Here is a 26,267-nt window from a genome sequence, read left to right as displayed (position 1 = left end):
AAGTTTATTCAAATAGAGAAGGGGAAATTAATTATGAAAACTCAATTATTAGATCTTATGGAACAACGTCGTTCAATTTACGCTTTAGGGGATAAAGTAAGTCAAACACCTGATGAAATTACTGGTGTTATCGAGGATGCTATAAAGAAATCACCAACATCATTCAATAATCAAACAATTAGAGCAGCAATTTTATATGGTAAAAATTCAGACATGGTTTGGGATATCGTTGAAAAACGTCTTAAATCTGAGGTTCCTAATGCTGAAGCATATAAGAAAACTCAAGAAAAGATTGCAACATTCCGTGCTGGATTTGGAACAATATTATACTTTATAGATACTGATGTTGTTGCTCAAAATGAAAAAGATTTTGCTTTATACGCTGATAACTTCAGAGTTTGGGCAGAACAAGGTTTGGGCGGTGCTCAACAAAGTGTTTGGACAGTATTAGCTGAAAATGGTATTGGCGCAAGTTTACAACATTATAATCCACTTATTGATACTGAAATTAAAAATGCGTTTAATATCCCTGGAAACTGGGAATTACGTGCACAAATGCCATTTGGTTCAATTGAAGCAGCGGCAGGAGATAAAGATTTCATGTTAGATGATGACAGATTCTTAGTTATTAAATAATAGTTCAAAAAGATGAAACTTAAGGTTTCATCTTTTTTTATGGAAAAATATAGAATATCTGATCAATTATGTTAAGCTTTAAATATAGAAGAATAATTTTATTGTGTTAGAGGAGATCATAAGCATGAAAAAATATCAAAAAACATATTTTTATCAACCCGAGCTAGCTAAAACGGTTATTTTATGGTCATGGACGTTCTGCTTATTTTTAGGTAGTTTATTATTATGGTTAGAGATAACAACATTACAAATTTGGACAATTGTTTTATTTATACTTTTTCTTATTGTATCAATTGTTCAAATCTTGAATCGTAAATTAATAGTTGACGACAAAAATATTAAGTTAACTAAGGTTATTCGAAAACATAATGAAATAATTGAAATTTCCGCAATAAAACAAGTTAAATTAAGAAGATTTGGACTATCTTTTTATTTAGCCAATAGTAAAAAGTCAGTTGTTTTGAATTCTAGAAGCAAGTTACAATTATACACGGACCTTAAAAAGGGAAATAAATGATGCCAATAGGTGTCATTTATTTTTTTATAAAAAAGAAATATTAAAAAGAGAAATAGCTTGAATATCCATTAAAATACGAACTATTTTTATTAATTTTTTAATTTCGTCCTTTTTTTGCTTTGACACAACGCTGAGTTGTTGATAGAATAGGTTTATTAAATTTGGAGGTAATCGAATGGCAAAGATAGCAATTGTAATGGGATCGATTTCCGACTGGACCACAATGAAATTTACGGCTAATTTATTAGATGAACTTGATATTGAGTATGATAAAAAAGTTATTTCGGCACATCGAATGCCAATAGAAATGATTAAATTTGCAGAAAGTGCGGATAAAAATGGGTATGAAGTTATTATTGCTGGTGCGGGTGGTGCCGCACATTTACCAGGAATGATTGCAGCTTCAACCGTCATCCCTGTAGTAGGCGTTCCGGTGCAGTCCCATGCGCTAAATGGAATAGACTCTTTACTGTCAATTGTTCAGATGCCTGCGGGAACACCCGTAGCAACTATGGCAATTGGTAAAGCAGGTGCAACAAATGCCGGCATCTTTGCCGCAAAAATTTGTGCCTTAAGTGATTCAACTATAAAAGATAATTTAAAGTCATATCAATTATCACTCCATCAAAAATCTTTGGAAAGTAGTGATTTACTTGATTAAAAGGATATTACCAGGACAAACAATTGGTATTATTGGTGGTGGTCAGCTAGGACAAATGATGACAACGTCTGCAAAAGAAATGGGTTATCGTGTGATTATATTAGATCCGCAAAAAGATTGCCCAGCTGCTCAGGTTGCGGACAAACAAGTGATTGCAGATTATGACGATGAGATTGCTATTTTAAATCTTGCAAAAATGTGTGATGTACTAACGTTTGAGTTTGAAAATGTAGATGCTGATACGATTGATGCAGCAAAGCAATATTGCTATGTTCCACAAGGGTCGACTGCACTGCGTATTTCACAAGATAGAATTAGTGAGAAACAATTTTTGGAAGCTCATAATTATCCAATCGCACCATTTAAATTAATACAAAGTTTTGATGATTTAGAAAATGCCATTAAAATAACTGGGTACCCATCAATTTTAAAAACGATTCGTGGCGGATATGATGGTAAAGGACAAGTTATTTTAAAGACAAGTGCTGATTTGATTGAAGCGGGAAAATTGATTCAAAATAGAACATGCGTGTTAGAAGGCTTTGTTCAGTTTGATCGTGAAGTTTCCGTTATCATTGCTAGAAATGAATTAGGCCAACAAAGTATTTTTCCGATTATCGAAAATCAACATCGTCATAATATTTTACATGAGAGTTCTTGTCCGAGTCGTTTATCGATTGAGACAAGAAAAGAAGTTGAAATTATTGCAAGTCAAATTGCTGATGATTGTTTGTCTGTTGGAACAATGGGGATTGAATTTTTTGTTTCAGATTCAGGTGGCGTTTATGTTAATGAAATTGCACCTAGACCACATAATTCCGGACATTTAACAATTGAGGCCTGTTCCTTATCACAATTTGAAGCGCATATTAGAGGAATTTGTAATTTACCAATGTTAAAACCACAGTTGTTAAGTCATGCTATTATGATTAATATTTTGGGACAACATGTCCAGTCAGTATTAAATGAAATTCAAAATGAAGGTCAATGGCGGTTTCATTTTTATGGTAAAAATGAAGCAAAACAAGATCGTAAGATGGGTCATGTAACGATATTAACCGATAATATTGAGCAAGCTAAAATTGATGTATATCAAACGAAAATTTGGGATTAAGAGAGGAAGATAAAAATGATTGATCGTTATACAAATGCTGAGATGGGTGCCATATGGTCAGATGAAAATAAATATAAAGCTTGGTTAGAAGTTGAAACATTAGCTAGTGAGGCTTGGGTTGAACTAGGCCATGTTCCAGCAGAAGACGCTGAAAAAATTCGTAAAAATGCTAGTTTTGATATTGATCGTATTTTAGAAATTGAACAAGAAACAAAGCATGATGTCGTTGCCTTTACAAGAGCTGTCTCAGAATCTCTAGGGGAAGAACGTAAGTGGGTTCATTATGGATTAACTTCTACAGATGTAGTTGATACAGCGTATGGATCTATTTTAAAACAGGCTAATGAAATTTTGCGTAAGGATATTGAAGAATTTATGGCTGTTTTAGCTGATAAAGCAGTTGAATATAAAGATACTGTTATGATGGGTAGAACACACGGTGTACATGCTGAACCAACAACATTTGGATTGAAAATTGCATTGTGGTATTCTGAAATGAAACGTCATCAAATTCGTTTTAATGATGCAGCATTAGATGTTGAAGCTGGAAAAATTAGTGGTGCTGTAGGAACATTTGCCAATATCCCAATGTTTGTGGAAACTTATGTTTGTGAGCATCTTGGAATTAGACCTCAAGAAATATCGACACAAGTCTTACCACGAGATTTACATGCTAATTATGTTTCTGAGATGGCTCTTCTTGCAACATCGATTGAAAAAATGGCAACAGAAATTCGTGGATTACAAAAAAGTGAGACACGAGAAGTTGAAGAATATTTCGCTAAAGGCCAAAAAGGTTCATCAGCTATGCCACATAAACGTAATCCAATTGGTTCAGAAAATATTACAGGGTTAGCGCGTGTCATTCGAGGACATATGGTCACTGCCTTCGAAGATGTTACATTATGGCATGAACGAGATATTTCACATAGCTCTGCAGAACGTATTATATTACCCGATACAACTATTTTATTAGATTACATGCTACGTCGCTTTACAAAAATAGTTAAAGAATTAACAGTATTTCCGGAAAATATGAAAAAAAATATGGACCGTACTTTTGGTCTTATTTACAGCCAAAGAGTTTTACTTAAATTAATTGATAGTGGCATGTCTAGAGAGGCTGCATATGATTTAATTCAACCTAAGACGGCAATCTCTTGGGATCAACAAATACAGTTCCGTCCCTTATTAGAAGCAGATGAACAAATAATGTCTGCATTAACTCAAGCAGACTTAGATGATGCTTTTGATTATCATTATCATATTAGAAATGTTGATGCTATTTTCGAACGAATTGGTCTCATTTAAAGAAATATGTAAACCATAAAGTTATTTTAATAGCTTTATGGTTTTTTGTTTGCCATAATACGAACTTTAAATTAAAAAAATATAAAAATAATCGTATTTTACCTTGATAAATTATATAGTAATTGTTAAACTATATTTGTAAAGAACGAACTATTTAGTTAAAAAGTATATTTTTATATGTTTTTATTCTTAAGGGGGCTATTCGCTTGGATCAATTGATTTACGAAGGAAAAGCTAAAGATGTTTATCAAACTAATGATGAAGAAGTATTAAGAATGGTATACAAAAACCAAGCTACCGCACTTAATGGTAAACGGAAAGAAGAAATATTAGGTAAGGGATTATTAAGCCATCAAATATCTGATATTATTTTTTCTTATTTAATGGCAAACGGTATTAAAACACATTTCATTGAAGATGTTTCTAAAACCGAACAATTAGTTAAAAAAGTTGAAATAATTCCAATTGAAGTTGTTTTACGAAATACTATTGCAGGTAGTTTTGCTCGTAAATTTGATCAAGTTGAAGGAACTAAATTAACAGTTCCTGTTATTGAATACTATTATAAGAATGATGCTCTAGACGATCCTGGAATAAATGAGTCACAAATTTTTGCGTTAAATTTTGCGACTAAAATAGAAATGGACGAAATAAAGAAACAAGTCCTTCATATTAATCAGCTACTGTATAAATTATTTAAAGACATCAATATTGATTTAATTGATTTTAAACTTGAATTCGGTCGGTATCATGGGGAACTTATTTTGGCAGATGAATTTTCACCTGATAATGCACGTTTATGGGATTCGAAGACACATAAATCATTAGATAAGGATATTTTCAGAAAAAACCAAGGTAGCATTATTCCAGTATATCAAGATGTTTTAAACCGACTAAAAAATCGAAATGAGGTCAAATAATGTATAGTGTAAAAGTTTACGTTACATATAAAGAATCAGTTTTAGATCCGCAAGGTCAAGCTGTTAATGAAGCGATTAACCGATTAGGATTCTCAGGTGTTAGTGACGTTCGAGTTGGTAAATATTTTGTGTTAAAGGTTGAAGCAACTGAATTAGAGATAGACCAAAAAATTGATGCGATTTGTGATAAATTATTAGCTAATCCAAATATGGAGCAATATCGTTACGAACTTGAAAAAGTGGAGGCTTAATCATGAAATTTGCAGTTGTTGTATTTCCTGGTTCAAATTGTGATTATGATTTACTTCACGCTATTCGGGATGGTTTACATGAACAAGCTGAGTTTGTGTCGTATACAGAGGAATCTCTTGATGGTTTTGATGGTGTATTACTTCCAGGTGGATTTTCATACGGCGATTACTTAAGAAGTGGGGCAATTGCCAGTTTATCACCCATTATGAATGAAGTGAGACGTTTTGCGGATGAAGGTAAACTAGTGTTTGGAACCTGTAATGGATTTCAAATGTTAACGGAAATGCAACTACTTCCAGGTGCATTAATTCAAAATAAAAATATTAAATTTATTTGTAAGCCAGTTACTTTGGAAATTGTTAATAATCAAACGCGTTTTACAACTGATTATAAAACGCAAACGACAATTGAATTACCAATTGCTCATGGCGAGGGTAATTATTATTGTGATGATGAAACATTAGCTTCTCTTAAGAAAAATAATCAAATTATTTTTAGATATCAAGATAACCCAAATGGAAGTATTGATAATATTGCTGGAATTATTAATGAGCGTGGAAATGTACTTGGTATGATGCCGCATCCAGAACGTGCTATTGAAGCATTGCTCGGTTCAACGGACGGCCTAAATTTATTTAAATCGATGTTAACGACATACACAGAGGGAGTGGGTTAATTTGGTTACAAAACAAGAACCGACGGCACAAATAATTGAAGATACCAAATTATATCAAAATTGGGGATTAACTGATTCAGAATATAAGTTAATTAAAGATGATATTTTAAGTCGTCAACCTAACTATACTGAAACTGGTTTATTTTCAGTAATGTGGAGTGAGCATTGTTCTTACAAAAATTCCCGCCCCGTTTTAAAACATTTTCCAAATTCTGGGCCGCAAGTTTTACAAGGACCTGGAGAAGGTGCTGGTGTTATTGATATTGGTGATGGTAAAGCAGTTGTATTTAAAGCTGAAAGCCATAATCATCCCTCAGCTGTTGAACCCTATGAAGGTGCCGCAACAGGTGTCGGCGGTATTATCAGAGATATTTTTTCAATGGGGGCAACACCTATTGCACTTCTTGACAGTTTACGTTTCGGTGAACTAGATAATGAGCACACTAAGTATCTTGTTTCAGAAATTGTAGCTGGTATCGGAGGATACGGTAACTGTATTGGTATTCCAACTGTTGGTGGAGAAATAGGATTTGATCCTTGTTATGAGGGTAACCCACTAGTAAATGCAATGTGTGTTGGACTGATTGATCATAAAAATATTCAAAAAGGCCAGGCAAAAGGTGATGGAAATCTAGTTATTTATGTTGGTGCTAAAACGGGTCGTGATGGTATTCATGGGGCAACGTTTGCTTCTGATGAATTTGCTGATGATAAAGAAACACAGCGTTCAGCTGTTCAAGTTGGTGATCCATTCATGGAAAAATTATTAATGGATGCTTGTCTCGAACTTATTCTAGATCATCCAGACTGGTTAGTTGGTATTCAAGATATGGGAGCTGCTGGATTAGTTTCGTCAACTGCTGAAATGGCCTCGAAAGCTAAATCAGGGATGGTACTTGATTTAGATAACGTTCCACAACGTGAAACTAATATGTCTGCTTACGAAATGATGTTATCTGAATCTCAAGAACGGATGGTTCTTTGTATTAAACCTGAATTTGAAACTAAAGTTATCAATTTATTTAAAAAATATGATTTAGAAGCCGTTAATATCGGGTATGTAACAGAAAATACGGATTATGTTTTAATACATGAGGGAAAAATTGTTGCTAATATTCCCGTTGATTCTTTAGCAAGTGATGCACCAGTCTATCATAAGGAACAAAAAGAACCTGCAAGAATCAGCAAATTTAAAGCGCAGTCTGATTTTATACCTGAAATAGAAAATACGAAGCAAACTTGGTTAGATTTGTTACAACAACCAACAATCGCATCCAAAAAATCATTGTACGAAACGTACGATTCTCAAGTTAAAGTCAATACAGTGGTTAGACCTGGTAGTGATGCAGGTGTTATTCGAATTAGAGAAACTAATAAGGCACTCGCAATGACAACAGATTGTAATGCGCGTTATATTTACTTGAATCCTAAGGTTGGTGGTCAAATTGCTGTTTCTGAAGCAGCGCGTAACATAGTTGCATCTGGTGGACAACCACTCGCTATTACAGATTGCTTAAATTATGGACGTCCTGAAAATCCAGAAATTTTTTGGGAATTTGATCAAAGTGCTATCGGTATTTCTGAAGCATGTGACTTATTTAATACACCTGTTATTTCTGGTAATGTCTCTTTATATAATGAATTTAATGAACAAGCCATTTATCCAACGCCAATGATTGGAATGGTTGGTTTAATTAAAGATGTTAAAAATATAACAACGCAAGATTTTAAACATGCTAATGATTTAATTTATTTAGTGGGTACAACTTATAATGATTTTAATGGTTCAGAAATTCAGAAAATGACTACTAACGAGATTTCCGGAGATATTAAACATTTTGATTTAAAGACTGAACAAAGTAACCAAGCGTTTGTTTTAGAAGCTATCGAATCTGGTTTAGTCGAAAGTGCACATGATTTATCTGAAGGTGGTCTAGCCGTTGCTTTAAGTGAATCCGTATTTAAAAACGATTTAGGTATTGATATTAATGTAAATATGACAGATGCACAACTTTTCTCAGAATCACAATCGCGATTCATTTTATCGATTAAATCAGAAAATAAGACAGATTTTGAAAATTTAATGAATCAAACTGCTGAAAAAATTGGCTGTGTTACAGCAGACCAATTAATTAACGTGACGACAAAAGGGAGTAAGATAACTCTTACAACTTCTGAAGCCAAACAAGTTTGGGAGGATGCAATTCCGTGCCTAATGAAATAAGAAGTTTAAATGAAGAATGTGGTGTTTTTGGTGTTTGGGGAAATGAAGATGCAAATCAGATTACCTATTTTGGTCTGCATAGTTTACAACATCGCGGCCAAGAAGGTGCAGGAATTGTATCAAATGATGAAGGTAAACTAATTGGTTATAGAGGATTAGGATTACTATCAGATGTTTTTAGAAATCCTGAAAAAATAAAAAAATTAACCGGTAATGCAGCTATTGGACATGTACGTTATGCAACGGCCGGTAGTAACGGAATTGATAACATTCAGCCATTTTTATTTGATTTTTACGATACACAGTTTGCCTTAGCCCATAATGGTAATTTAACTAATGCGGTAACGCTTAGAAATGAGTTAGAGCAAGATGGGGCTATTTTCAAATCAAGTTCGGATTCAGAGGTTTTGATGCACTTAATTCGTCGTTCATCACAAGACACTTTGCATGAACAGGTTAAAGACGCATTAAATCAAGTACATGGTGGGTTTGCTTACTTATTAATGACGTCAAACTACATGATTGCGGCACTTGATCCAAATGGATTTAGACCACTATCTATTGGTCAAATGGTAAATGGTGCTTACGTCGTTGCAAGTGAAACCTGTGCTTTAGATTCTGTTGGGGCAGAATTCGTTCGCGATGTGAACCCTGGTGAAATCGTCACTATTACTGACGAAGGGCTATCAATTGACGTTTATACAACTGAAACTAAAATGTCAATTTGTTCAATGGAATATATTTATTTTGCAAGACCGGATTCGGATATTTGTGGGATTAATGTCCATTCTGCTCGTAAAAGAATGGGTCGCAAACTAGCACGAGAAACGGGTATTGATGCAGATATGGTTATTGGTGTACCAAATTCCTCATTGTCTGCAGCTAGTGGTTATGCAGAAGAAAGTGGCATTCCTTATGAAATGGGATTAGTTAAAAATCAATATATTGGCCGGACCTTTATTCAACCCACCCAAAGACTTAGAGAACAAGGGGTGCGAATGAAATTATCAGCTGTTAAAAGCGTGGTTAAGGGTAAAAAGATTATTTTAGTCGATGATTCAATTGTTCGGGGGACAACGAGTAAACACATTGTTAGATTGTTAAAAGAAGCTGGAGCTGCTGAAGTTCATTTGCGAATTGCGTCACCACCTCTTAAATACCCTTGTTTTTATGGGATTGATATTCAAAAGCAATCTGAATTAATTGCCGCAAATAAATCAATTGAAGAAATGAAGGCTATTATTGGGGCAGACTCATTAGCATTTCTAAGTGAAGCTGGATTAATTGCTTCAATTGGTTTGAATTTAGATGCCCCATATTCAGGACTATGTATGGCTTACTTTAATGGTGATTATCCAACGCCATTATATGATTACGAGGATGAGTATTTAGCAAACTTAACGACAGAAAAGTGAGGACTTCAAAATGGTAAATGCTTATCAAAAATCGGGTGTTGATGTGAATGCAGGGTATGACGTCGTTAATCGAATTAATAAACAAATGTCACTGGTAAATGAAACAAGTTCAGTTGGTGGATTTGGAGGACTCTTTGATCTCAGTCGATTAGGTATTATAGAGCCACTTATGGTTTCAGGTACTGATGGCGTTGGCACCAAATTGATGGTTGCCTTTGAAACAAATCGACATGACACAATTGGGATTGATTGTGTGGCTATGTGTGTTAATGACATTGTTGCTCAGGGTGCAACGCCTCTATACTTTTTGGACTACTTAGCGACTGGCAAAACTGAACCTCAAAAAATTGAAAGTATTATTTCTGGGGTAATTAAAGGATGTCAAACAGCACATATGAATCTTATTGGTGGTGAAACAGCTGAAATGCCAGGGATGTATCAAAAAACACATTATGATATGGCCGGATTTGCGGTTGGTGTTGTTGAAAAAAGTCAATTAATAGATGGTCATTCAATTCAAGAAAATGACATTTTAATTGGAATTTCGTCAACCGGTATTCATTCAAATGGATTCTCACTTGTTAGAAAGATATTTCTTGAAGACATGGCTTTTAATTTAGATGAAGCTTTACCAGAAATACCTAATGAATCACTTGCTGAAATATTAATGACACCAACAAAAATTTATGTAGATGATCTGATTCCTTTATTTCAAGATAATTTGATTAAAGGCGCAGCACATATTACAGGTGGTGGCTTTATTGAAAATATACCAAGAATGTTACCAGAAGGGCTAAAAGCAACAATTAATCTAGGATTATGGCCAGTACTACCAATTTTTGATGCCATCTCTAGATACGGTGAGATACCCCATTCAGAGATGTATGAAATTTTTAATATGGGTATTGGAATGGTTTTGGCTGTTGATAAAGCTAACGTTGAACAGGTGCTGACACAATTAAATAAAGAAACTGTACACGCTTATGAAATAGGCAGTATAGAAATTAAAAATACTGATCAAACGGTCGAATTGGTAGGTAAATAAAATGGTCAAAGTAGCAATTTTTGCATCAGGGACCGGTTCTAATTTTGAATTTATTGCAGATAATCAGGCATTAAAAGATGCAGGATTAGAAATTGAAGTTTTAGTTTGTGATCGACCAAAAGCGGCTGTCATTAAAAAGGCAGCACGTAGAGGAATTCCAACCTTTATTATTCAACCTAAAGACTTTGAAAATCGTAGTCATTATGAACAAGTGATTGTTAATGAATTAGCTAAGTATCAAATCGACACCATTTTATTGGCGGGTTATATGCGTGTGATTACAAGTACATTATTGAGTAAGTATCCGATGGAAATTATTAATATTCATCCCGCAATGTTACCCCTTTTTCCAGGTATTCATGGAATTGAGGATGCGTATAAGGCAGGTGTTAGTGTAACTGGTGTGACGATACACTACATTGACGAAGGTGTTGATACGGGGCCAATTATAGCGCAACAAAGTATTCCTATTTTACCAAATGAAACACTTGAACAATTGGAAAGTAAGATTCATGATGTTGAACACCAACTATATCCAAAGGTGATTCTAAATTTATTAAACAATAAAAAGGGAGATTAATAAGATGAAAAGAGCTTTGATAAGTGTATCTGATAAAACTGGTGTTGCAGACTTCGCTCAGGGATTAATCAAACGTGGATTTGAAATTATTTCAACTGGTGGTACGTTTAATATTTTAAAGGATGCCGATATCGCTGTAATTAGAATTGAAGATGTGACTCACTTTCCAGAAATGCTTGATGGACGAGTTAAAACATTACACCCAATGATTCATGGTGGGTTATTAGCAAGGCGTGACAATCCAGCTCATATGGCTAAATTAGAAGAAGAACATATTGCCTTAATCGATTTAGTTTGTGTAAACTTATATCCCTTTAAAGAAACGATTGAAAAACCTGGTATTACTGAGTCAGAAGCTATTGAGCAAATCGATATTGGTGGGCCTTCAATGTTGCGTTCTGCTGCCAAAAATTTTGAATCTGTTTATGTTGTTGTCGATAAAGCTGATTATCCGTCTGTTTTAGATAAACTCGATGATGATAAAATGGATAATCAGTTTCGTCGACAATTAGCAGCTAAAGCGTTTAGACACACGGCTGCATATGATACTTTAATATCATCTTATTTAACAAAAGAATTAGAAATTGAATTTCCTGAAAAATTGTCATTAACATATGATTTCAAACAAGGAATGCGTTATGGTGAAAATGCACATCAAAAAGCGGCTTTCTATCAATCAGCTTTACCAAATGCTTTTTCGATTGCTGCCGCTAAACAATTACATGGTAAAGAGTTATCGTATAACAATATTAAAGATGCCGACGCTGCTTTAAAAGTTGTCTCAGAATTTAAGCAACCTGCTGTCGTTGCGATGAAACATATGAATCCTTGTGGGGTTGGTACTGGAGAAACGATTAATGCTGCATGGAAAAAAGCATTTGATGCTGATAAAACGTCAATTTTCGGAGGCATTATTGCCTTAAATCGTGAAGTTGATTTAGAAACAGCAACTGAATTACATCATTTATTCCTTGAAATTATTATCGCACCAAACTTCACAGATGCTGCATATGATATTTTAGCTAAGAAGAAAAATCTTCGTGTTATGACAATTGATTTCAGTCAAAAGGACCAAGCTGATAAATATGAATATGTCTCAGTGATGGGTGGCTTACTTGTTCAAGAACGTGATCAAGTCATTGACCAAATGGAAGAATTAAAAACGGTAACTGAAAAATTACCAACAAGTGATGAAAAAGAAGCAATATTATTCGCTCAAAGAATTGTGAAGCATGTTAAGAGTAATGCGATTGTAATTGCAACTAAGGATCAAACACTTGGAATTGGTGCGGGTCAAATGAACCGTGTCGGATCGGTTAAAATTGCGTTAGAGCAAGCACTAGAACATGGGATGGTAGAACCATTTGTCTTAGCTTCAGATGCTTACTTCCCAATGGATGATAGTGTTGAATATGCTGCTGATCATGGTATTACGGCAATTATTCAACCGGGAGGGTCAATTAAAGACCAAGAGTCAATTGATATGGCTAATCGCAAAAATATTGCTATGGTATTTAGTGGCCGTCGTCATTTCAAACATTAAATTGTTAAAATGAGTCTATCTTTTTAACCTATGAAAGGATTATTTTAAATAATGAAAATTTTAGTTATTGGTTCTGGCGGACGTGAACATGCCATCGCACGTAAATTTATTGAAAGTGATACTGTCTCAGATGTTTACTGTTTACCCGGAAACCCTGGGATGAATAACAACGGGATTAAATCTGTGGGTATTGATATCACTAATTGGATTGGCATGACAACCTTTGTCCGTGAAAATGACATTGATTGGACTTTTGTTGGACCAGAAATTCCACTGATAGATGGCATAACTGATTTTTTTCGTGAAGAAAACCTAGTTATATATGGGCCTTCAAAAGCCGCTGCCCAGTTAGAGGGGTCAAAGGAATTTGCGAAACAAGTTATGGCGTCAGCCAATATCCCGACAGCTAACTATCAGACATTTACCGATTACCAGACTGCATTAGATTATATGACGCACCAATCATTCCCAATAGTTATTAAAGCAAATGGATTAGCTGGTGGTAAGGGCGTTATTATTGCTCAAGATCTATCAGAAGCAACTGATGCTTTGCGTTCATTTTTAGTCCAACAACAATTTAATACAACAGAAGTATTAATTGAAGAGTACCTTGAGGGTGAAGAATTTTCATTGATGGCATTTATTGATCGAGATAAAGTTTATCCGATGCCAATTTCTCAAGACCATAAACGGGCATTTGAGGGAGATAATGGTCCTAATACCGGCGGAATGGGCGCATATTGTCCAGTTCCACAAATTTCAGAAGATGTTGTTACGGAATCAATTGAAAAAATTGTTCAGCCAACAGCGGATGAAATGATGAAACGTGGTATTCCATTCACAGGTATTTTATATGTGGGAGTAATTTTAACTAAAGACGGTCCAAAAGTAATTGAATACAATGTTCGGTTTGGCGACCCCGAAACTGAAGTCGTATTACCAAGATTAAAAACGGATTTTGCATTAGTTATTTCAAAATTATTGCAGCATGAAAGTCCATCTTTACAATGGGAAACAGAGGGAATCACTCTAGGTGTCGTTATTGCCGCTGATGGGTATCCAGAAAATCCTGAAAAAAATATTACATTACCCAATTTAAGTGACTTTAAGTCACTTTCCAACAGAATTGATTTTGCAGGTGTAAAATTAGTTGATAAGAAATTAGTTAGTGCAGGTGGACGCATTTATATTATGCATGAATCAGGCGTAGACATGGCAGATGCACAACAGAAACTTTATCAGTTAATTGCTGATTTTGAAGCACACAAAACATTTTACAGAATGGATATTGGTTATAGGGCGAATCTAAAATAAAAAAACGTTCATGTTTACTTATAGTACAAGTAAGCATGAACGTTTTATGAGTTTATGACAGATTAATTAGTGACAATTGAAACATTTGCGGCCTGTAAACCACGGCTACCTTCTTTAATTTCAAATGTTACATTTTGACCAGTTCCAAGTACTTTAAATGCGTCAGATTGTATAGCGGTATAATGGACAAATATCTCTTTTTCATCACCATAAGCAATGAATCCATAACCTTTTTGTGCGCTAAACCATTCAACAATGCCAGATTCCATATCAAACGCCTCCCAAAATTGGTCGTAAAGTTTAAGTACTTCTACAGTATAGGTAACTTTAACCAGTAGTGCAACTAATGACAATCGCAGTTTTCTCAGTTATACTTAAAAGAACTTAATATGAAGGGATGATCAATTTGAACGATATAGAAATTGCACAAAAAAACGTGATGAAACCAATCGAAGAAGTAGCTAACGAGATTGGTTTGAAAAAAACTGATATTGAACCATATGGTAATTTTAAGGCAAAAATAAACTTACCTTTAGATTTACCTAAAAATAAAAATTCTAAGTTAATTCTCGTTACAGCAATTAGTCCCACTCCAGCTGGAGAAGGTAAATCAACCGTAACAGTTGGTTTAGGGGATGCTATGCATCGTTTGAATGAGAAAGTTATGATTGCTCTCAGAGAACCTTCTTTAGGTCCTGTTATGGGGATGAAGGGTGGCGCAACTGGTGGTGGTTATTCTCAAGTTGTCCCAATGGAAGATATTAATTTACACTTTACAGGTGATATGCATGCTTTAACAACTGCAAATAATACACTTGCTGCTTTGATTGATAATCATATTCAGCAAGGTAACGATTTAAAAATTGATCAAAGACGTATCATTTGGAAACGAGTACTTGATATTAACGATCGTGCATTACGCCATGTTGTAGTAGGCCTTGGTGGCCCAATGCAAGGGATACCTAGAGAAGATGGATTTGATATTACAGTTGCCAGTGAATTAATGGCTATTTTGTGTTTGTCAAAAGATATTAAAGATCTAAAATCAAGAATCAGTGATATTGTTGTAGCATACAATATAGATAAAAAACCAATTACAGTTGCTGATTTAGGTGTAACTGGTGCAATTAGTTTGTTATTAAAAGATGCAATTAAACCTAATTTAGTTCAGACTTTAGAGCATACACCTGCCATTATTCACGGCGGACCTTTTGCTAATATCGCACATGGCTGTAATAGTGTTCTTGCAACACAAACTGCCTTACAATTGGGCGACTATGCAATTACGGAAGCGGGATTTGGGGCTGACTTAGGTGCTGAAAAATTTCTTGATATCAAAACACCAATCTTAGGTAAGACACCTGATACAATTGTTCTTGTTGCTACAATCCGCGCTTTGAAAATGCATGGCGGAGTTGCTAAAACTGAATTGAATACTGAAAATGTTGCTGCTTTAAAAGCAGGATTTGTTAATTTAAAGAAGCATGTTGAAAGTATGCAGCGTTATGGCATTCCAGTTGTTGTTGCTATTAACAAGTTTACTGCTGATACAGATCTTGAAGTCCAAACTTTGATTGAACTTACCTCTGAAATTGGTGTTTCCGCTATACCTGCAGATGTTTGGGGACAAGGTGGTGCCGGTGCTCTTGATTTAGCAAAAAAGGTGATTGAAACAACGAATGAGATTCATGAATTTAAAGCATTGTACGAGGCTGATGATTCTGCTGAAACTAAAATTGAAAAAATTGTTAAAACGATTTATGGTGGCGCTAAAGTTGAATATGCACCTAAAGCAAAACAGCAATTACGTCAGTTTAAAGAATTGGGATGGGATAAATTACCTATTTGTATGGCAAAAACACAGTATTCATTGTCAGATAATGCTAAACTGTTAGGAGCACCTACGGAATTTACAATTCATATACGTGAATTTAATCCTAAATTAGGATCGCGTTTCTTAGTTGCACTAACTGGAAATGTCCTAACGATGCCTGGATTACCTAAAGATCCAGCTGCAAATCATATGGATATTGACGATAATGGCCTAATTTCAGGGTTATATTAATTAAGAATTAAGAGGATTTAATATGATTTTATATGCATTATTAGCAATAATTATTTTAGTTGTAGATCAAGTAGTGAAATACGTGGTTTCAGCTAATATTGCGTTGAACACGAGTCAAACAGTTATACCTAATTTTTTATCGATTGCTAATATTAGAAACGATGGTGCAGCTTGGAGTTTACTGGCTGGAAAACAATGGTTCTTTTTTATTGTTTCTGTTTTAGCATTAGGATTAATGATTTATTACTTTTATAAATATAGAACAAACATGGGCTATAAGTTCAGCATTACATTGATGATTGCTGGAACATTAGGCAACTTTATTGATCGATTGAGATTTGGTTATGTTGTTGATATGTTTCAAACAGATTTTGTTAACTTTCCAATTTTTAACGTGGCGGATACTGCGTTAACAGTTGGCGTTATCATTTTATTAATAATTGTTTTAAAGGAAGACGATAAATGACAGAATTAGTAATTCAAGATGAGACAGGACGTCTCGATAAGGTTATTGCGAAGTTAATGCCTGAAATATCTAGATCAAAAGTACAACGCTGGATTGAAAGTGGCGATATTTTAGTTAATGGTAAAACAGAAAAGACTAAATATGCCGTCCAACCAGGAGATAAAATTAATTTAGTAGAACCTGAACCAGTTGAGTTAGATTTAATACCACAAGATATCCCATTAGACATTGTTTATGAAGATGATGATGTTATTGTTGTGAATAAACCGCAAGGTATGGTTGTTCATCCATCACCGGGGCATGCAGATGGTACATTAGTTAATGCATTATTATTCCATAGTCCTTTATCAACAATTAATGGTGCCTTTAGACCAGGAATTGTTCATCGAATTGATAAGGATACTTCTGGACTTTTAATGGTTGCTAAAAATGATAAAGCACATCAATCATTAGCTGCTCAATTGAAAGCAAAAACGAATATTCGTGAATATATTGCTTTAGTACACCAACCGATTAAAGAAGAATCAGGAATTATTAAAGCACCACTCGGTCGTTCACCAAAAGATCGTATGAAGCAAGCGGTTGTTAAAGATGGACGTCCAGCAGTGACACATTTTAAAGTGGAAAAAAATTATGAAAACTACTCACTTATTAAGTGTCAGTTAGAAACAGGTCGTACACATCAAATTCGTGTTCACATGCAATATATTGGGCACCCAGTTGTAGGTGATCCCTTATATGGGTCACGTAAAACAATTAAAGGGCATGGTCAATTTTTACATGCAGCTAAGCTTGGATTTAAGCATCCAACAACGGGTAAAGAGCTTATTTTTGAAGTACCAATCCCACCTATTTTTAAAAGTACGCTGGATTATCTTGACAAAACAAACGCTATCAGGTAACATGAAAATCAATAAAGTTCCTTTAAAATAGTCCTGTGAGACTAAAAGGTAATGTGCGAATAGATTTCTTTTCTAGAAGTCTGCCTCTTAGTCTAAGTATTTTTAGATTAGGGGGCTTTTTTATTGGAAAAAAGGAGGAATACTAGATGGCAAAAGAAGTAGTAGATTCGTTAGGTATGAAACGTGCTTTAACCAGAATGACATACGAAATTATTGAAAAGAATAAAGGTATTGATAATCTGGTACTGATTGGAATCAAAACAAGAGGCATCTATTTAGCAAGACGAATTGCGGATCGCTTAAAACAACTTGAAGGTGCTGATGTTTCAGTGGGTTCACTAGATATTGCACTTTATCGTGATGACCGACATGATGCAAGTTTAGGTAATGAACCAACTGTTAATACGCAAGGTGAACAAATTGATTTTGATATTACAGGTAAGCAAGTTATATTAATTGATGATGTTTTATATACTGGACGTACAATTAGAGCTGCACTTGATGCTTTAATGGATCAAGGAAGACCTCAAACTATTAATTTAGCCGTTCTTGTTGATCGAGGCCATAGAGAATTACCAATAAGAGCTGATTATGTTGGGAAAAATATTCCTACCTCGTCAGATGAACAAGTATCAGTTTCAGTAGAAGAAATTGATGGCAAAGACTCAATTGAAATTGAAAGAATTAAATAATAAATCGTTAAGATGTTCCAGAGAGAGCAAACGATTTAGAAATCTATTAGGGAATAACGTAGGCCCAAACTAGATTTCAACTTCGAACGCATCTCTCTATAGAGGTGCGTTTTTTATATAGAAAGGAAATGAGAAAATGAAAGAAAAGTTTAGAAATGATGATGCTGTACTTGATATCCATGATAGACCATCATTTGGGCAATGGATGGGATTATCAATTCAACATTTGTTCACGATGTTTGGAGCAACAGTTTTAGTACCTATTCTAGTCGGTTTGAACCCAAGTATTGCTTTATTTAGTTCAGGTGTAGGTACTTTGGTTTATATCGGAATTACAAATGGTAAAATTCCAGCTTACCTTGGTTCAAGTTTTGCTTTTATTGCGGTTATGCAAATGTTAATGAAAACATCCGGTTATCCGGCGGTTGCTCAAGGAACGATTGCAGCTGGATTAGTTTATCTGATTGTTTCAATTATTATCGGAAAAGTTGGTTCAGGTTGGCTTGATCGTATTTTACCACCAGTTGTCGTGGGGCCAGTTGTCATGGTCATCGGATTATCTATGGCAACAACAGCAGCAAGTAACGCGATGTTAAAATCGGGTACTTATGATATTAAATATGTTTGGGTCGCAATCTTCACCCTGGCCATTACAATATTTTTCAATATGTATCTTAAAGGATTCATTAGTTTAATTCCCATTTTATTAGGAATTGTCTGTGGCTACATTATGGCCGTCTTATGTGGAATCGTTGATTTTTCTACGGTAGAAAAGGCAAATTGGCTTACATTACCTGCATTCGATGTTGCATTTATAAATTACCAACCTAAAATTTATTGGAGCGCCATTATTGGTATGGCACCAATCGCATTTGTCACAATGACTGAGCATATGGGTCATATAATGGTTTTAAATAAATTAACGAAAAGAAACTTTTTCAAGGATCCTGGACTAAATAGAACCCTTTTCGGTGATGGTGTATCATCAATTATTGCTGGATTTGTTGGAGGTCCTCCAACAACTTCGTACGGTGAAAATATTGGTGTTTTAGCCATGACTAAGGTTCATAGTATTTGGGTGATTGGTGGCGCCGCATTCTTCGCCATTGTCTTTAGTTTCGTTGGAAAAATTAGTGCTTTGATTCAAAGTATTCCAGGACCAGTTATTGGTGGTATTAGTTTTCTACTCTTTGGTGTTATTGCTTCAAGTGGGTTAAGAATCTTAATCGATAATCAAATTGATTATGATAAAAAGCATAATCTGATGATTACTGCCAGTATCCTAGTGTTAGGAATTGGTGGCATGTACTTAAAAGTAGGCGATTTACAATTAACAAGTATTGCACTTGCAACAGTAGTAGGTATTGCACTAAACCTTATTTTACCTAAAGAAGCTAAAAGCGAAAAATAATAGGAGATGATATTTTGTTAGATAAAAAGACAAATTTAGTTCAGTTACAACATTTAGTATCAATCGAGGATCTATCTACAGAAGAAGTTGAAGCATTAATTGAAAGAGCTGAAAAGTTTAAACGAAATCCGTCATTATTTAACTTAAAACATCCTATCTTTACAACAAATTTATTTTTTGAAAATAGTACCAGAACACATAGTAGCTTTGAAGTAGCTGAGCAACGTATGAAATTAAACATTGTCTCATTTAATCCAAGTATTAGTGCACTCAGTAAAGGTGAAACTTTATACGATACTGTTTTAACAATGGGTGCTATTGGGACTCAAATCGCAGTTATCCGCCATCCTGAGAATGAATATTATCAACAATTAATTGGTGATAATGATTTGGGAGTTGGTATTATCAATGGTGGAGATGGGAGTGGACAACATCCTTCACAATGTTTACTCGATATGATGACGATTAAAGAAGAGTTTGGGACATTTAAAGACTTAAAAGTTGCAATTGTAGGAGATTTAACTAATTCGAGAGTTGCTAAAAGTAATATGCAATTATTAAAAAAATTAGGTGCTTCATTATACTTTTCAGGTCCAAAGGAATGGTTTTCTGAAGAATTTGAAGCATACGGTCAGTATTTAGAAATGGACGAATTAGTTGGTGAAGTTGATGTTATGATGATGCTACGTGTCCAACATGAGCGTCATACGGATGATAGTAAATTTTCGAAAAAGAATTATCATGAAAAATTTGGATTAAGTATTGAACGCGGTAAAAAATTAAAAAAACAAACAATTATTATGCATCCGGGTCCGATTAATAGAGATGTAGAATTAGCCAGTGAATTAGTTGAATGTGAACAATCACGATTTGTAAAACAAATGACGAATGGGGTATTTGTTAGAATGGCCATTTTAGAAGCTGTCATTAACGGACGTCATTTAATGGAGGCTAATAGAGCATGAAGAAATTAATTAAAAACGGAACCGTTTTTTTGAATCATAGTTTTAGCCAACAAGATATCTTGATTGAAGACGACAAAATTAAAGCAATTGGCACTAATTTAGCTGATGAACTGTTAAATGTTGATTTAGTTATTGATGCAGAACATTTAATTGTTGTACCCGGGTTAATTGACGTTCATGTCCATTACAGGGAACCTGGATTTGAATACAAAGAGACGATTAAGACAGGAAGTCAGGCCGCTGCCCGAGGTGGTTTTACCACAGTAGGAGCCATGCCTAATTTAGATCCTGTTCCTGATACGTTAGAACATTTTGCTGAAATAAAGCGACGTAATCAAAAAGACGGACAAGTACATATTTCCCAATATGCTGCAATTACCAAAGGTAGAACTTCTGAAGAATTAGTAAATTTTGGAGAATTAAAAAAAGCCGGGGCATTCGCCTTTACAAATGATGGCTCAGGTATTCAGACAGCTGGAACAATGTATCTTGCAATGAAAGAAGCAGTAAAGGTTAATTTACCACTTGTCTCTCATGTTGAAGATAACTCATTATTATTTGGTGGCGTCATGAACGAAGGTGTTCGTGCAAAAAATCTAGGGCTACCTGGTATTATGGGGGTTGTAGAATCATCACAATTAGCCCGAGATTTAATGCTTGCACAAAAAACGGGTGTTCACTATCATATGTGTCACGTTTCTACAAAAGAAAGTGTGGAATTAATTCGACTTGCTAAGAGTCATGGAATTAATGTTTCCTGTGAAGTTTCACCACATCATTTATTATTAACGGATTCAGACATTCATATGGATAATGGTAATTTTAAAATGAACCCCCCATTACGAACTGAAGAAGATCGCCTAGCTTTGATCGAGGGATTATTAGATGGCACAATCGATATGATTGCGACAGATCATGCACCACATAGTGAAGATGAAAAACGCGGTAGCATGCTTAATGCCGCTTTTGGTATAACTGGAAGTGAAACGGCCTTTCCGTTGTTATATACAAGAATGGTTAAAACAGGGATTTTAACATTAGCCCAACTTATTGTTCTAATGAGTGAAGCGCCAGCCAAACAGTTTAATCTAAATGGTGGTACGTTTGAGCCTGGTTCAGTAGCAGATATTGCAATTTTTGATATCAAAAATGAGCAAACAATTAATGAAGCAGATTATGTCTCAAAAGGTAAAAATAGTCCTTTTACAGGGCAAAAAATTTATGGGAAAACAATGTTAACGCTAGTTAGCGGTGAAATCAAATATGATAGTCGAAAGGTTGAGTAAATCATGAAACGATTCTTAATTTTAGAAGACGGAAGTATTTTTAAAGGATTTAGTTTTGGAGCAATGGCCTCAACTACTGGCGAAGTCGTTTTTACGACTGGAATGACAGGGTACCAAGAAACGATTACAGATCAATCATTCAGTAATCAAATTATCACGTTTACTAATCCTATTATTGGTAATTATGGTGTTAATTTGGATGATTATGAATCAATAGAACCTTCATGCAAGGGCGTTATCGTTAATAATGTTGCTAGGGTTTCTAGCAATTGGCGTCAACAATTAACCTTAGATGAATTTTTAAAACAGAAGGATATTCCTGGAATATATGGCATTGATACACGCGAATTAACAAAGAAATTACGAAATGTAGGAACGATGAAAGGAAGCATTATTGATTCCGATGCTGATTTAAATCATGCCTTTGATGCAATGAGTGCAACTGTACTCAACCAAAATATCGTCCAACAAGTTTCAACGATTAAACCCTATCCTAATCCTGGAACAAAATTAAACATTGTATTAGTCGATTTTGGGTTAAAGCACAGTATTTTGCGAGAGTTATCTAAGCGTGATTGCAACGTAATTGTTTTACCGTATAATGCAACTGCAAAACAAATATCTGATTTACAACCTGATGGTGTCCTATTATCGAATGGGCCAGGGGATCCCAAAACTTTACCGGAGGTTGTTGAGATGATCAAAATGATACAACCTAAATTTCCGATTTTTGGTATTTGTTTAGGACATCAGTTACTAGCACTAGCAAACGGTGCAGATACATATAAAATGAAATTCGGACATCGTGGATTTAATCATCCGGTTAGAGAAATTGCAACTGGACGAATTGATTTCACCTCACAAAATCATGGATTTGCGGTGGATAGCGATTCTATCGATTCAGATAAACTGATAGTGACACATCGTGAAATTAATGACGAGTCTGTTGAAGGAATTAAACATAAAACTGATCCAGCATTTAGTGTCCAATTTCATCCGGATGCTGCGCCTGGTCCACATGATGCAGATTATTTATTTGATGAATTTATTGAAATGATAAACCGAGTTGGGAGAAAATAAATATGCCTAAGAGAAATGATATCCATAAAATAATGGTTCTTGGATCTGGTCCTATTATTATTGGTCAGGCCGCAGAGTTTGATTATTCTGGTACACAAGCTTGTTTATCTTTAAAAGAAGAGGGTTACGAAGTTGTTTTAGTGAATTCCAATCCAGCTACAATTATGACGGATAAAGAAGTTGCAGACGAAGTGTACATTGAACCTTTAACGGTAGAATCAGTTTCAGGTATTTTACGTAAAGAGTATCCAGATGCCATTGTACCAACTTTAGGTGGTCAAATTGGCCTTAATTTAGCTATGGAATTGTCTCAATCAGGTATATTAGATGAATTAAACATTGAATTATTAGGTACTAAATTAAAATCAATTGATCAAGCTGAAGATCGTGAACAATTTAAACAATTAATGCAAGAGTTAAATGAACCCGTTCCGGAATCACTAACTGTTGAAACCTTAGAGAGTGCGCTAGAATTTGCAGATATTGCAGGATACCCAGTTATTGTTAGACCTGCATTTACAATGGGTGGGACTGGTGGTGGTCTATGTAAAACAGCTGAAGAACTTAGTAAAACGGTTGTTAATGGATTAGAGCTATCACCAACAACACAATGCTTGATAGAAAAGAGTATTGCAGGATACAAGGAAATTGAATTTGAGGTTATGCGAGACCACGCTGATAATGCAATTGTTGTTTGTAGCATGGAAAATTTTGATCCTGTTGGTATTCATACAGGAGACTCTATTGTCTTTGCACCAACTCAAACCTTATCTGATAGAGAGTATCAGATGTTACGAGACGTATCCTTGAAATTAATTAGGGCCTTAAAAATAGAAGGTGGTTGTAATGTACAACTTGCTCTAGATCCTCATAGTTTTAAATATAATATTATAGAAGTTAATCCGCGTGTAAGTCGTTCATCAGCATTAGCTTCAAAAGCAACGGGATACCCAATTGCGAAGATAGCTGCCAAAATAGCAGTTGGATTGAATTTAGATGAGATTTTAAATCCAGTGACTAAAACAACTTTTGCTGAATTCGAACCAGCATTGGACTACGTTGTTGCTAAAATACCACGTTGGCCATTTGATAAGTTCAATCGAGCAAATCGTTCACTTGGAACGCAAATGAAGGCAACTGGTGAGGTTATGGCAATTGGTCGTAATATGGAAGAAAGCTTGTTAAAAGCAGTTCGATCTTTAGAAATTGATGAAGATTACTTGTGCTTAGATAATGCTCAAAATGCAACTGACTCCCAACTTGAAAACCAGTTGGTTAATGCAACTGACCAGAGATTGTTTTATTTAACAGAAGCAATACGTCGCGGGTACACAATTGAAGAAATTGAAAAACTAACAAAAATAAATTTAGTCTTTTTGGATAAATTAAAACACATAGTCGAAATTGAAATGTCGCTAAGTATCAATATTAAAGATATTGACGTCCTTATTGAAGCTAAAAAACATGGTTTTAGTGATAAAGTTATTGCTGATATTTGGCACGAAACTTCGGAGGATATTAGAAAGTTTAGAATAGAAAATAATATTATTCCAGTTTATAAAATGGTTGATACCTGTGCTGCGGAATTTGAATCAGCCACACCATACTTTTATAGTACGTACGAACATGAGAATGAGAGTTTAAAGAGTAAAAAACAAGCAATTATGGTTATTGGTTCTGGTCCCATTAGAATTGGTCAAGGTGTTGAATTTGATTACGCAACAGTTCATTGTGTTAGAGCTATCCGTGACGCAGGATATGAAGCAATTATCATGAATAGTAATCCAGAAACCGTTTCAACTGATTTTTCAATCGCTGATAAATTATATTTTGAACCATTAACATTGGAAGATGTTTTAAATGTGATTGATGTTGATAAACCTTTAGGTGTAATCGTTCAGTTTGGTGGACAGACAGCAATTAATCTTGCTGCGGGATTACAACAGTATGGCATTAAAATATTAGGAACGTCTGTTAACAATTTGGATCGTGCTGAGGATAGAGAGTCATTCAACCGAGCGATTAAGCATCTAGGATTAAAACAACCCATTGGTAAGACTGCAATAACACAAGAAGATGTGCTTAAGCGAGCAACAGAAATCGGTTATCCCGTTCTTGTTAGACCTAGCTATGTTTTAGGTGGACGTGCAATGGAGATTGTTCAAAATCAGGTTGAACTCGAATTATATTTGCTAAATAACGTTAAAATCGCACCACAACATCCAATCTTAATTGATAGTTATCTTGAAGGTATTGAGTGTGAAGTAGATGCAATTTGTGATGGTGTTTCTGTCTTAATTCCAGGAATTATGGAGCATATTGAACATGCTGGAATTCATTCAGGCGACTCAATGGCTGTATATCCATCACAACATCTATCAGACAAGATTAAAGCAGAAATCGTTAATGCAACTAAAAAGATTGCACTTGAACTAAAATGTGTGGGATTAATGAACCTTCAATTTATTGTGCATCAAGATGAACTTTATATTTTAGAAGTTAATCCACGTGCCAGTCGTACCGTTCCATTTTTAAGTAAAGTAACAGGTATTAAAATGACCCAGGTAGCGACTAAAATTATATTAGGTTATGATTTGCAAGAACAAGGTTACCAGGATGGTTTATACCCAGAATCTAGTTCTGTTCATGTAAAAGCGCCTGTGTTCTCATTTAGTAAATTGAATGATGTTGATCCATTTCTAGGACCAGAAATGAAATCAACCGGGGAAGTTATGGGAACGGATCAAACATTTTCTAAAGCACTCTGCAAAGCATTAGTAGCCGCTAATATTAGTTTATCAGGTAATGGTTCCGTATTAGTAAATGTTAACGACAAAAATAAAAATGCTATATTACCACTTGTTCAACGATTTGTTTTACTTGGTTACAAAGTTTTAACATTACCAAAAATGGTTGATTTCTTTTTAGATAATCAGATTAAAACGTTTACCAGTACAGAGGCATTAAGCGTTAACCGACAATTAGATGATATTAATAATTTGTTACAAACTGGAACCGTTCAATTTGTTATCGATACACTATCAGATGATCACGATAAAGCATCATATGGTTATCAAACGCGTAAAATATCAGTAATGCAACATATTCCATTGTTTACATCTTTACAAACTGTTGATGTACTTATTCAAGCGTTAGAAAGCCAGTCATTTTCAGTAGCAGCACTATAAAAAT

General features: G+C 34.7%; 24 protein-coding genes. 23 read left to right on the top strand and 1 reads right to left on the bottom strand.

Features of this window, described 5'->3' with window-relative positions:
* Nucleotides 1–33: 33 nt before the first annotated feature.
* The 14 genes from AC1RPK_RS02595 (at nt 34) to purD (ending at nt 14,208) form a co-directional block, all read left to right on the top strand.
* Nucleotides 34–636: a nitroreductase family protein gene (locus tag AC1RPK_RS02595; RefSeq protein ID WP_481761295.1), complete on the top strand. Its 603-nt coding sequence runs from the start codon at nt 34–36 to the stop codon at nt 634–636.
* Between the two features lie 124 nt (nt 637–760).
* The gene (locus AC1RPK_RS02590; RefSeq protein WP_481761296.1) at nt 761–1,153 is read left to right on the top strand and encodes an EbsA family protein; all 393 of its coding nucleotides are present in this window, start codon (nt 761–763) and stop codon (nt 1,151–1,153) included.
* 175 nt (nt 1,154–1,328) lie between these two features.
* Complete coding sequence (gene purE, locus AC1RPK_RS02585) at nt 1,329–1,814, top strand: 5-(carboxyamino)imidazole ribonucleotide mutase (RefSeq protein WP_481761297.1); 486 nt, start codon at nt 1,329–1,331, stop codon at nt 1,812–1,814.
* Nucleotides 1,807–2,928, top strand: coding sequence for a 5-(carboxyamino)imidazole ribonucleotide synthase (gene purK, locus AC1RPK_RS02580; RefSeq protein ID WP_481761298.1), 1,122 nt, complete (start codon nt 1,807–1,809; stop codon nt 2,926–2,928). The genes purE and purK overlap by 8 nt, the downstream gene beginning before the upstream one ends.
* Before the next feature lie 15 nt (nt 2,929–2,943).
* Complete coding sequence (gene purB / locus AC1RPK_RS02575; protein WP_481761299.1) at nt 2,944–4,239, top strand: adenylosuccinate lyase; 1,296 nt, start codon at nt 2,944–2,946, stop codon at nt 4,237–4,239.
* Nucleotides 4,240–4,439: 200 nt separating this feature from the next.
* Nucleotides 4,440–5,159: a phosphoribosylaminoimidazolesuccinocarboxamide synthase gene (purC, locus tag AC1RPK_RS02570; RefSeq protein WP_481761407.1), complete on the top strand. Its 720-nt coding sequence runs from the start codon at nt 4,440–4,442 to the stop codon at nt 5,157–5,159.
* Nucleotides 5,159–5,410, top strand: coding sequence for a phosphoribosylformylglycinamidine synthase subunit PurS (purS, locus tag AC1RPK_RS02565; protein WP_409022561.1), 252 nt, complete (start codon nt 5,159–5,161; stop codon nt 5,408–5,410). Before purC ends, purS begins: the two co-directional genes overlap by 1 nt.
* Nucleotides 5,411–5,412: 2 nt before the next feature.
* Nucleotides 5,413–6,087, top strand: a complete 675-nt coding sequence (gene purQ / locus AC1RPK_RS02560; protein WP_481761300.1) for a phosphoribosylformylglycinamidine synthase subunit PurQ — start codon at nt 5,413–5,415, stop codon at nt 6,085–6,087.
* Nucleotide 6,088: 1 nt separating this feature from the next.
* Nucleotides 6,089–8,311: a phosphoribosylformylglycinamidine synthase subunit PurL gene (gene purL / locus AC1RPK_RS02555; protein WP_481761301.1), complete on the top strand. Its 2,223-nt coding sequence runs from the start codon at nt 6,089–6,091 to the stop codon at nt 8,309–8,311.
* Nucleotides 8,296–9,726, top strand: a complete 1,431-nt coding sequence (purF, locus tag AC1RPK_RS02550) for an amidophosphoribosyltransferase (protein ID WP_481761302.1) — start codon at nt 8,296–8,298, stop codon at nt 9,724–9,726. Before purL ends, purF begins: the two co-directional genes overlap by 16 nt.
* Nucleotides 9,727–9,736: 10 nt before the next feature.
* Complete coding sequence (purM, locus tag AC1RPK_RS02545) at nt 9,737–10,771, top strand: phosphoribosylformylglycinamidine cyclo-ligase (RefSeq protein ID WP_481761303.1); 1,035 nt, start codon at nt 9,737–9,739, stop codon at nt 10,769–10,771.
* A gap of 1 nt (nt 10,772) precedes the next feature.
* Nucleotides 10,773–11,351 (top strand): phosphoribosylglycinamide formyltransferase, encoded by a 579-nt coding sequence (gene purN, locus AC1RPK_RS02540; protein ID WP_481761304.1) that lies wholly within the window; start codon nt 10,773–10,775, stop codon nt 11,349–11,351.
* 4 nt (nt 11,352–11,355) lie between these two features.
* Nucleotides 11,356–12,894, top strand: coding sequence for a bifunctional phosphoribosylaminoimidazolecarboxamide formyltransferase/IMP cyclohydrolase (gene purH, locus AC1RPK_RS02535; RefSeq protein ID WP_481761305.1), 1,539 nt, complete (start codon nt 11,356–11,358; stop codon nt 12,892–12,894).
* Between the two features lie 51 nt (nt 12,895–12,945).
* Nucleotides 12,946–14,208 (top strand): phosphoribosylamine--glycine ligase, encoded by a 1,263-nt coding sequence (gene purD, locus AC1RPK_RS02530; protein WP_481761306.1) that lies wholly within the window; start codon nt 12,946–12,948, stop codon nt 14,206–14,208.
* Nucleotides 14,209–14,270: 62 nt separating this feature from the next.
* On the opposite strand, the gene AC1RPK_RS02525 is transcribed toward purD, so the two are convergent.
* Nucleotides 14,271–14,477, bottom strand: a complete 207-nt coding sequence (locus AC1RPK_RS02525) for a cold shock domain-containing protein (protein ID WP_409022794.1) — start codon at nt 14,475–14,477, stop codon at nt 14,271–14,273.
* 137 nt (nt 14,478–14,614) lie between these two features.
* On the opposite strand from AC1RPK_RS02525, the gene AC1RPK_RS02520 reads away from it, so the two are divergent.
* From AC1RPK_RS02520 to carB, 9 genes are all read left to right on the top strand, one after another.
* Nucleotides 14,615–16,273 carry a formate--tetrahydrofolate ligase gene (locus AC1RPK_RS02520; RefSeq protein ID WP_481761307.1) on the top strand — a complete coding sequence of 553 codons (1,659 nt, stop codon included), beginning with the start codon at nt 14,615–14,617 and terminating at the stop codon, nt 16,271–16,273.
* 22 nt (nt 16,274–16,295) lie between these two features.
* A complete protein-coding gene (lspA, locus tag AC1RPK_RS02515) occupies nt 16,296–16,739 on the top strand; it encodes a signal peptidase II (protein ID WP_481761308.1) in 444 nt (147 codons plus the stop codon).
* Nucleotides 16,736–17,641, top strand: a complete 906-nt coding sequence (locus tag AC1RPK_RS02510) for an RluA family pseudouridine synthase (RefSeq protein WP_409022551.1) — start codon at nt 16,736–16,738, stop codon at nt 17,639–17,641. The genes lspA and AC1RPK_RS02510 overlap by 4 nt, the downstream gene beginning before the upstream one ends.
* A gap of 146 nt (nt 17,642–17,787) precedes the next feature.
* Nucleotides 17,788–18,333, top strand: coding sequence for a bifunctional pyr operon transcriptional regulator/uracil phosphoribosyltransferase PyrR (pyrR, locus tag AC1RPK_RS02505; protein ID WP_481761309.1), 546 nt, complete (start codon nt 17,788–17,790; stop codon nt 18,331–18,333).
* A 136-nt stretch (nt 18,334–18,469) separates the two neighbouring features.
* Nucleotides 18,470–19,744, top strand: a complete 1,275-nt coding sequence (locus AC1RPK_RS02500) for a solute carrier family 23 protein (RefSeq protein ID WP_481761310.1) — start codon at nt 18,470–18,472, stop codon at nt 19,742–19,744.
* A gap of 14 nt (nt 19,745–19,758) precedes the next feature.
* Nucleotides 19,759–20,709, top strand: a complete 951-nt coding sequence (locus tag AC1RPK_RS02495) for an aspartate carbamoyltransferase catalytic subunit (protein WP_481761311.1) — start codon at nt 19,759–19,761, stop codon at nt 20,707–20,709.
* A complete protein-coding gene (locus AC1RPK_RS02490) occupies nt 20,706–21,995 on the top strand; it encodes a dihydroorotase (RefSeq protein ID WP_481761312.1) in 1,290 nt (429 codons plus the stop codon). Before AC1RPK_RS02495 ends, AC1RPK_RS02490 begins: the two co-directional genes overlap by 4 nt.
* Nucleotides 21,996–21,998: 3 nt before the next feature.
* Nucleotides 21,999–23,075 carry a carbamoyl phosphate synthase small subunit gene (locus AC1RPK_RS02485; protein ID WP_481761313.1) on the top strand — a complete coding sequence of 359 codons (1,077 nt, stop codon included), beginning with the start codon at nt 21,999–22,001 and terminating at the stop codon, nt 23,073–23,075.
* 2 nt (nt 23,076–23,077) lie between these two features.
* Nucleotides 23,078–26,263, top strand: coding sequence for a carbamoyl-phosphate synthase large subunit (gene carB / locus AC1RPK_RS02480; RefSeq protein WP_481761314.1), 3,186 nt, complete (start codon nt 23,078–23,080; stop codon nt 26,261–26,263).
* Nucleotides 26,264–26,267 lie beyond the last annotated feature (4 nt).

Source organism: Dellaglioa sp. CoH-55-MRSF-6 (assembly GCF_056782215.1).
This window is presented reverse-complemented; position numbering and strand designations above follow the sequence as displayed.

What these genes read in the sequence shown, in the direction of transcription:
- pyrR (WP_481761309.1), top strand. Translation starts at nt 17,788, where the DNA reads ATGGCAAAAGAAGTAGTAGATTCGTTAGGTATGAAACGTGCTTTAACC.
- AC1RPK_RS02500 (WP_481761310.1), top strand. Translation starts at nt 18,470, where the DNA reads ATGAAAGAAAAGTTTAGAAATGATGATGCTGTACTTGATATCCATGAT.
- AC1RPK_RS02590 (WP_481761296.1), top strand. Translation starts at nt 761, where the DNA reads ATGAAAAAATATCAAAAAACATATTTTTATCAACCCGAGCTAGCTAAA.
- purE (WP_481761297.1), top strand. Translation starts at nt 1,329, where the DNA reads ATGGCAAAGATAGCAATTGTAATGGGATCGATTTCCGACTGGACCACA.
- purM (WP_481761303.1), top strand. Translation starts at nt 9,737, where the DNA reads ATGGTAAATGCTTATCAAAAATCGGGTGTTGATGTGAATGCAGGGTAT.
- purB (WP_481761299.1), top strand. Translation starts at nt 2,944, where the DNA reads ATGATTGATCGTTATACAAATGCTGAGATGGGTGCCATATGGTCAGAT.
- AC1RPK_RS02595 (WP_481761295.1), top strand. Translation starts at nt 34, where the DNA reads ATGAAAACTCAATTATTAGATCTTATGGAACAACGTCGTTCAATTTAC.
- lspA (WP_481761308.1), top strand. Translation starts at nt 16,296, where the DNA reads ATGATTTTATATGCATTATTAGCAATAATTATTTTAGTTGTAGATCAA.
- purD (WP_481761306.1), top strand. Translation starts at nt 12,946, where the DNA reads ATGAAAATTTTAGTTATTGGTTCTGGCGGACGTGAACATGCCATCGCA.
- AC1RPK_RS02490 (WP_481761312.1), top strand. Translation starts at nt 20,706, where the DNA reads ATGAAGAAATTAATTAAAAACGGAACCGTTTTTTTGAATCATAGTTTT.
- purH (WP_481761305.1), top strand. Translation starts at nt 11,356, where the DNA reads ATGAAAAGAGCTTTGATAAGTGTATCTGATAAAACTGGTGTTGCAGAC.
- AC1RPK_RS02485 (WP_481761313.1), top strand. Translation starts at nt 21,999, where the DNA reads ATGAAACGATTCTTAATTTTAGAAGACGGAAGTATTTTTAAAGGATTT.
- purQ (WP_481761300.1), top strand. Translation starts at nt 5,413, where the DNA reads ATGAAATTTGCAGTTGTTGTATTTCCTGGTTCAAATTGTGATTATGAT.
- purS (WP_409022561.1), top strand. Translation starts at nt 5,159, where the DNA reads ATGTATAGTGTAAAAGTTTACGTTACATATAAAGAATCAGTTTTAGAT.
- AC1RPK_RS02525 (WP_409022794.1), bottom strand. Translation starts at nt 14,477, where the DNA reads ATGGAATCTGGCATTGTTGAATGGTTTAGCGCACAAAAAGGTTATGGA.
- purN (WP_481761304.1), top strand. Translation starts at nt 10,773, where the DNA reads ATGGTCAAAGTAGCAATTTTTGCATCAGGGACCGGTTCTAATTTTGAA.
- carB (WP_481761314.1), top strand. Translation starts at nt 23,078, where the DNA reads ATGCCTAAGAGAAATGATATCCATAAAATAATGGTTCTTGGATCTGGT.
- AC1RPK_RS02510 (WP_409022551.1), top strand. Translation starts at nt 16,736, where the DNA reads ATGACAGAATTAGTAATTCAAGATGAGACAGGACGTCTCGATAAGGTT.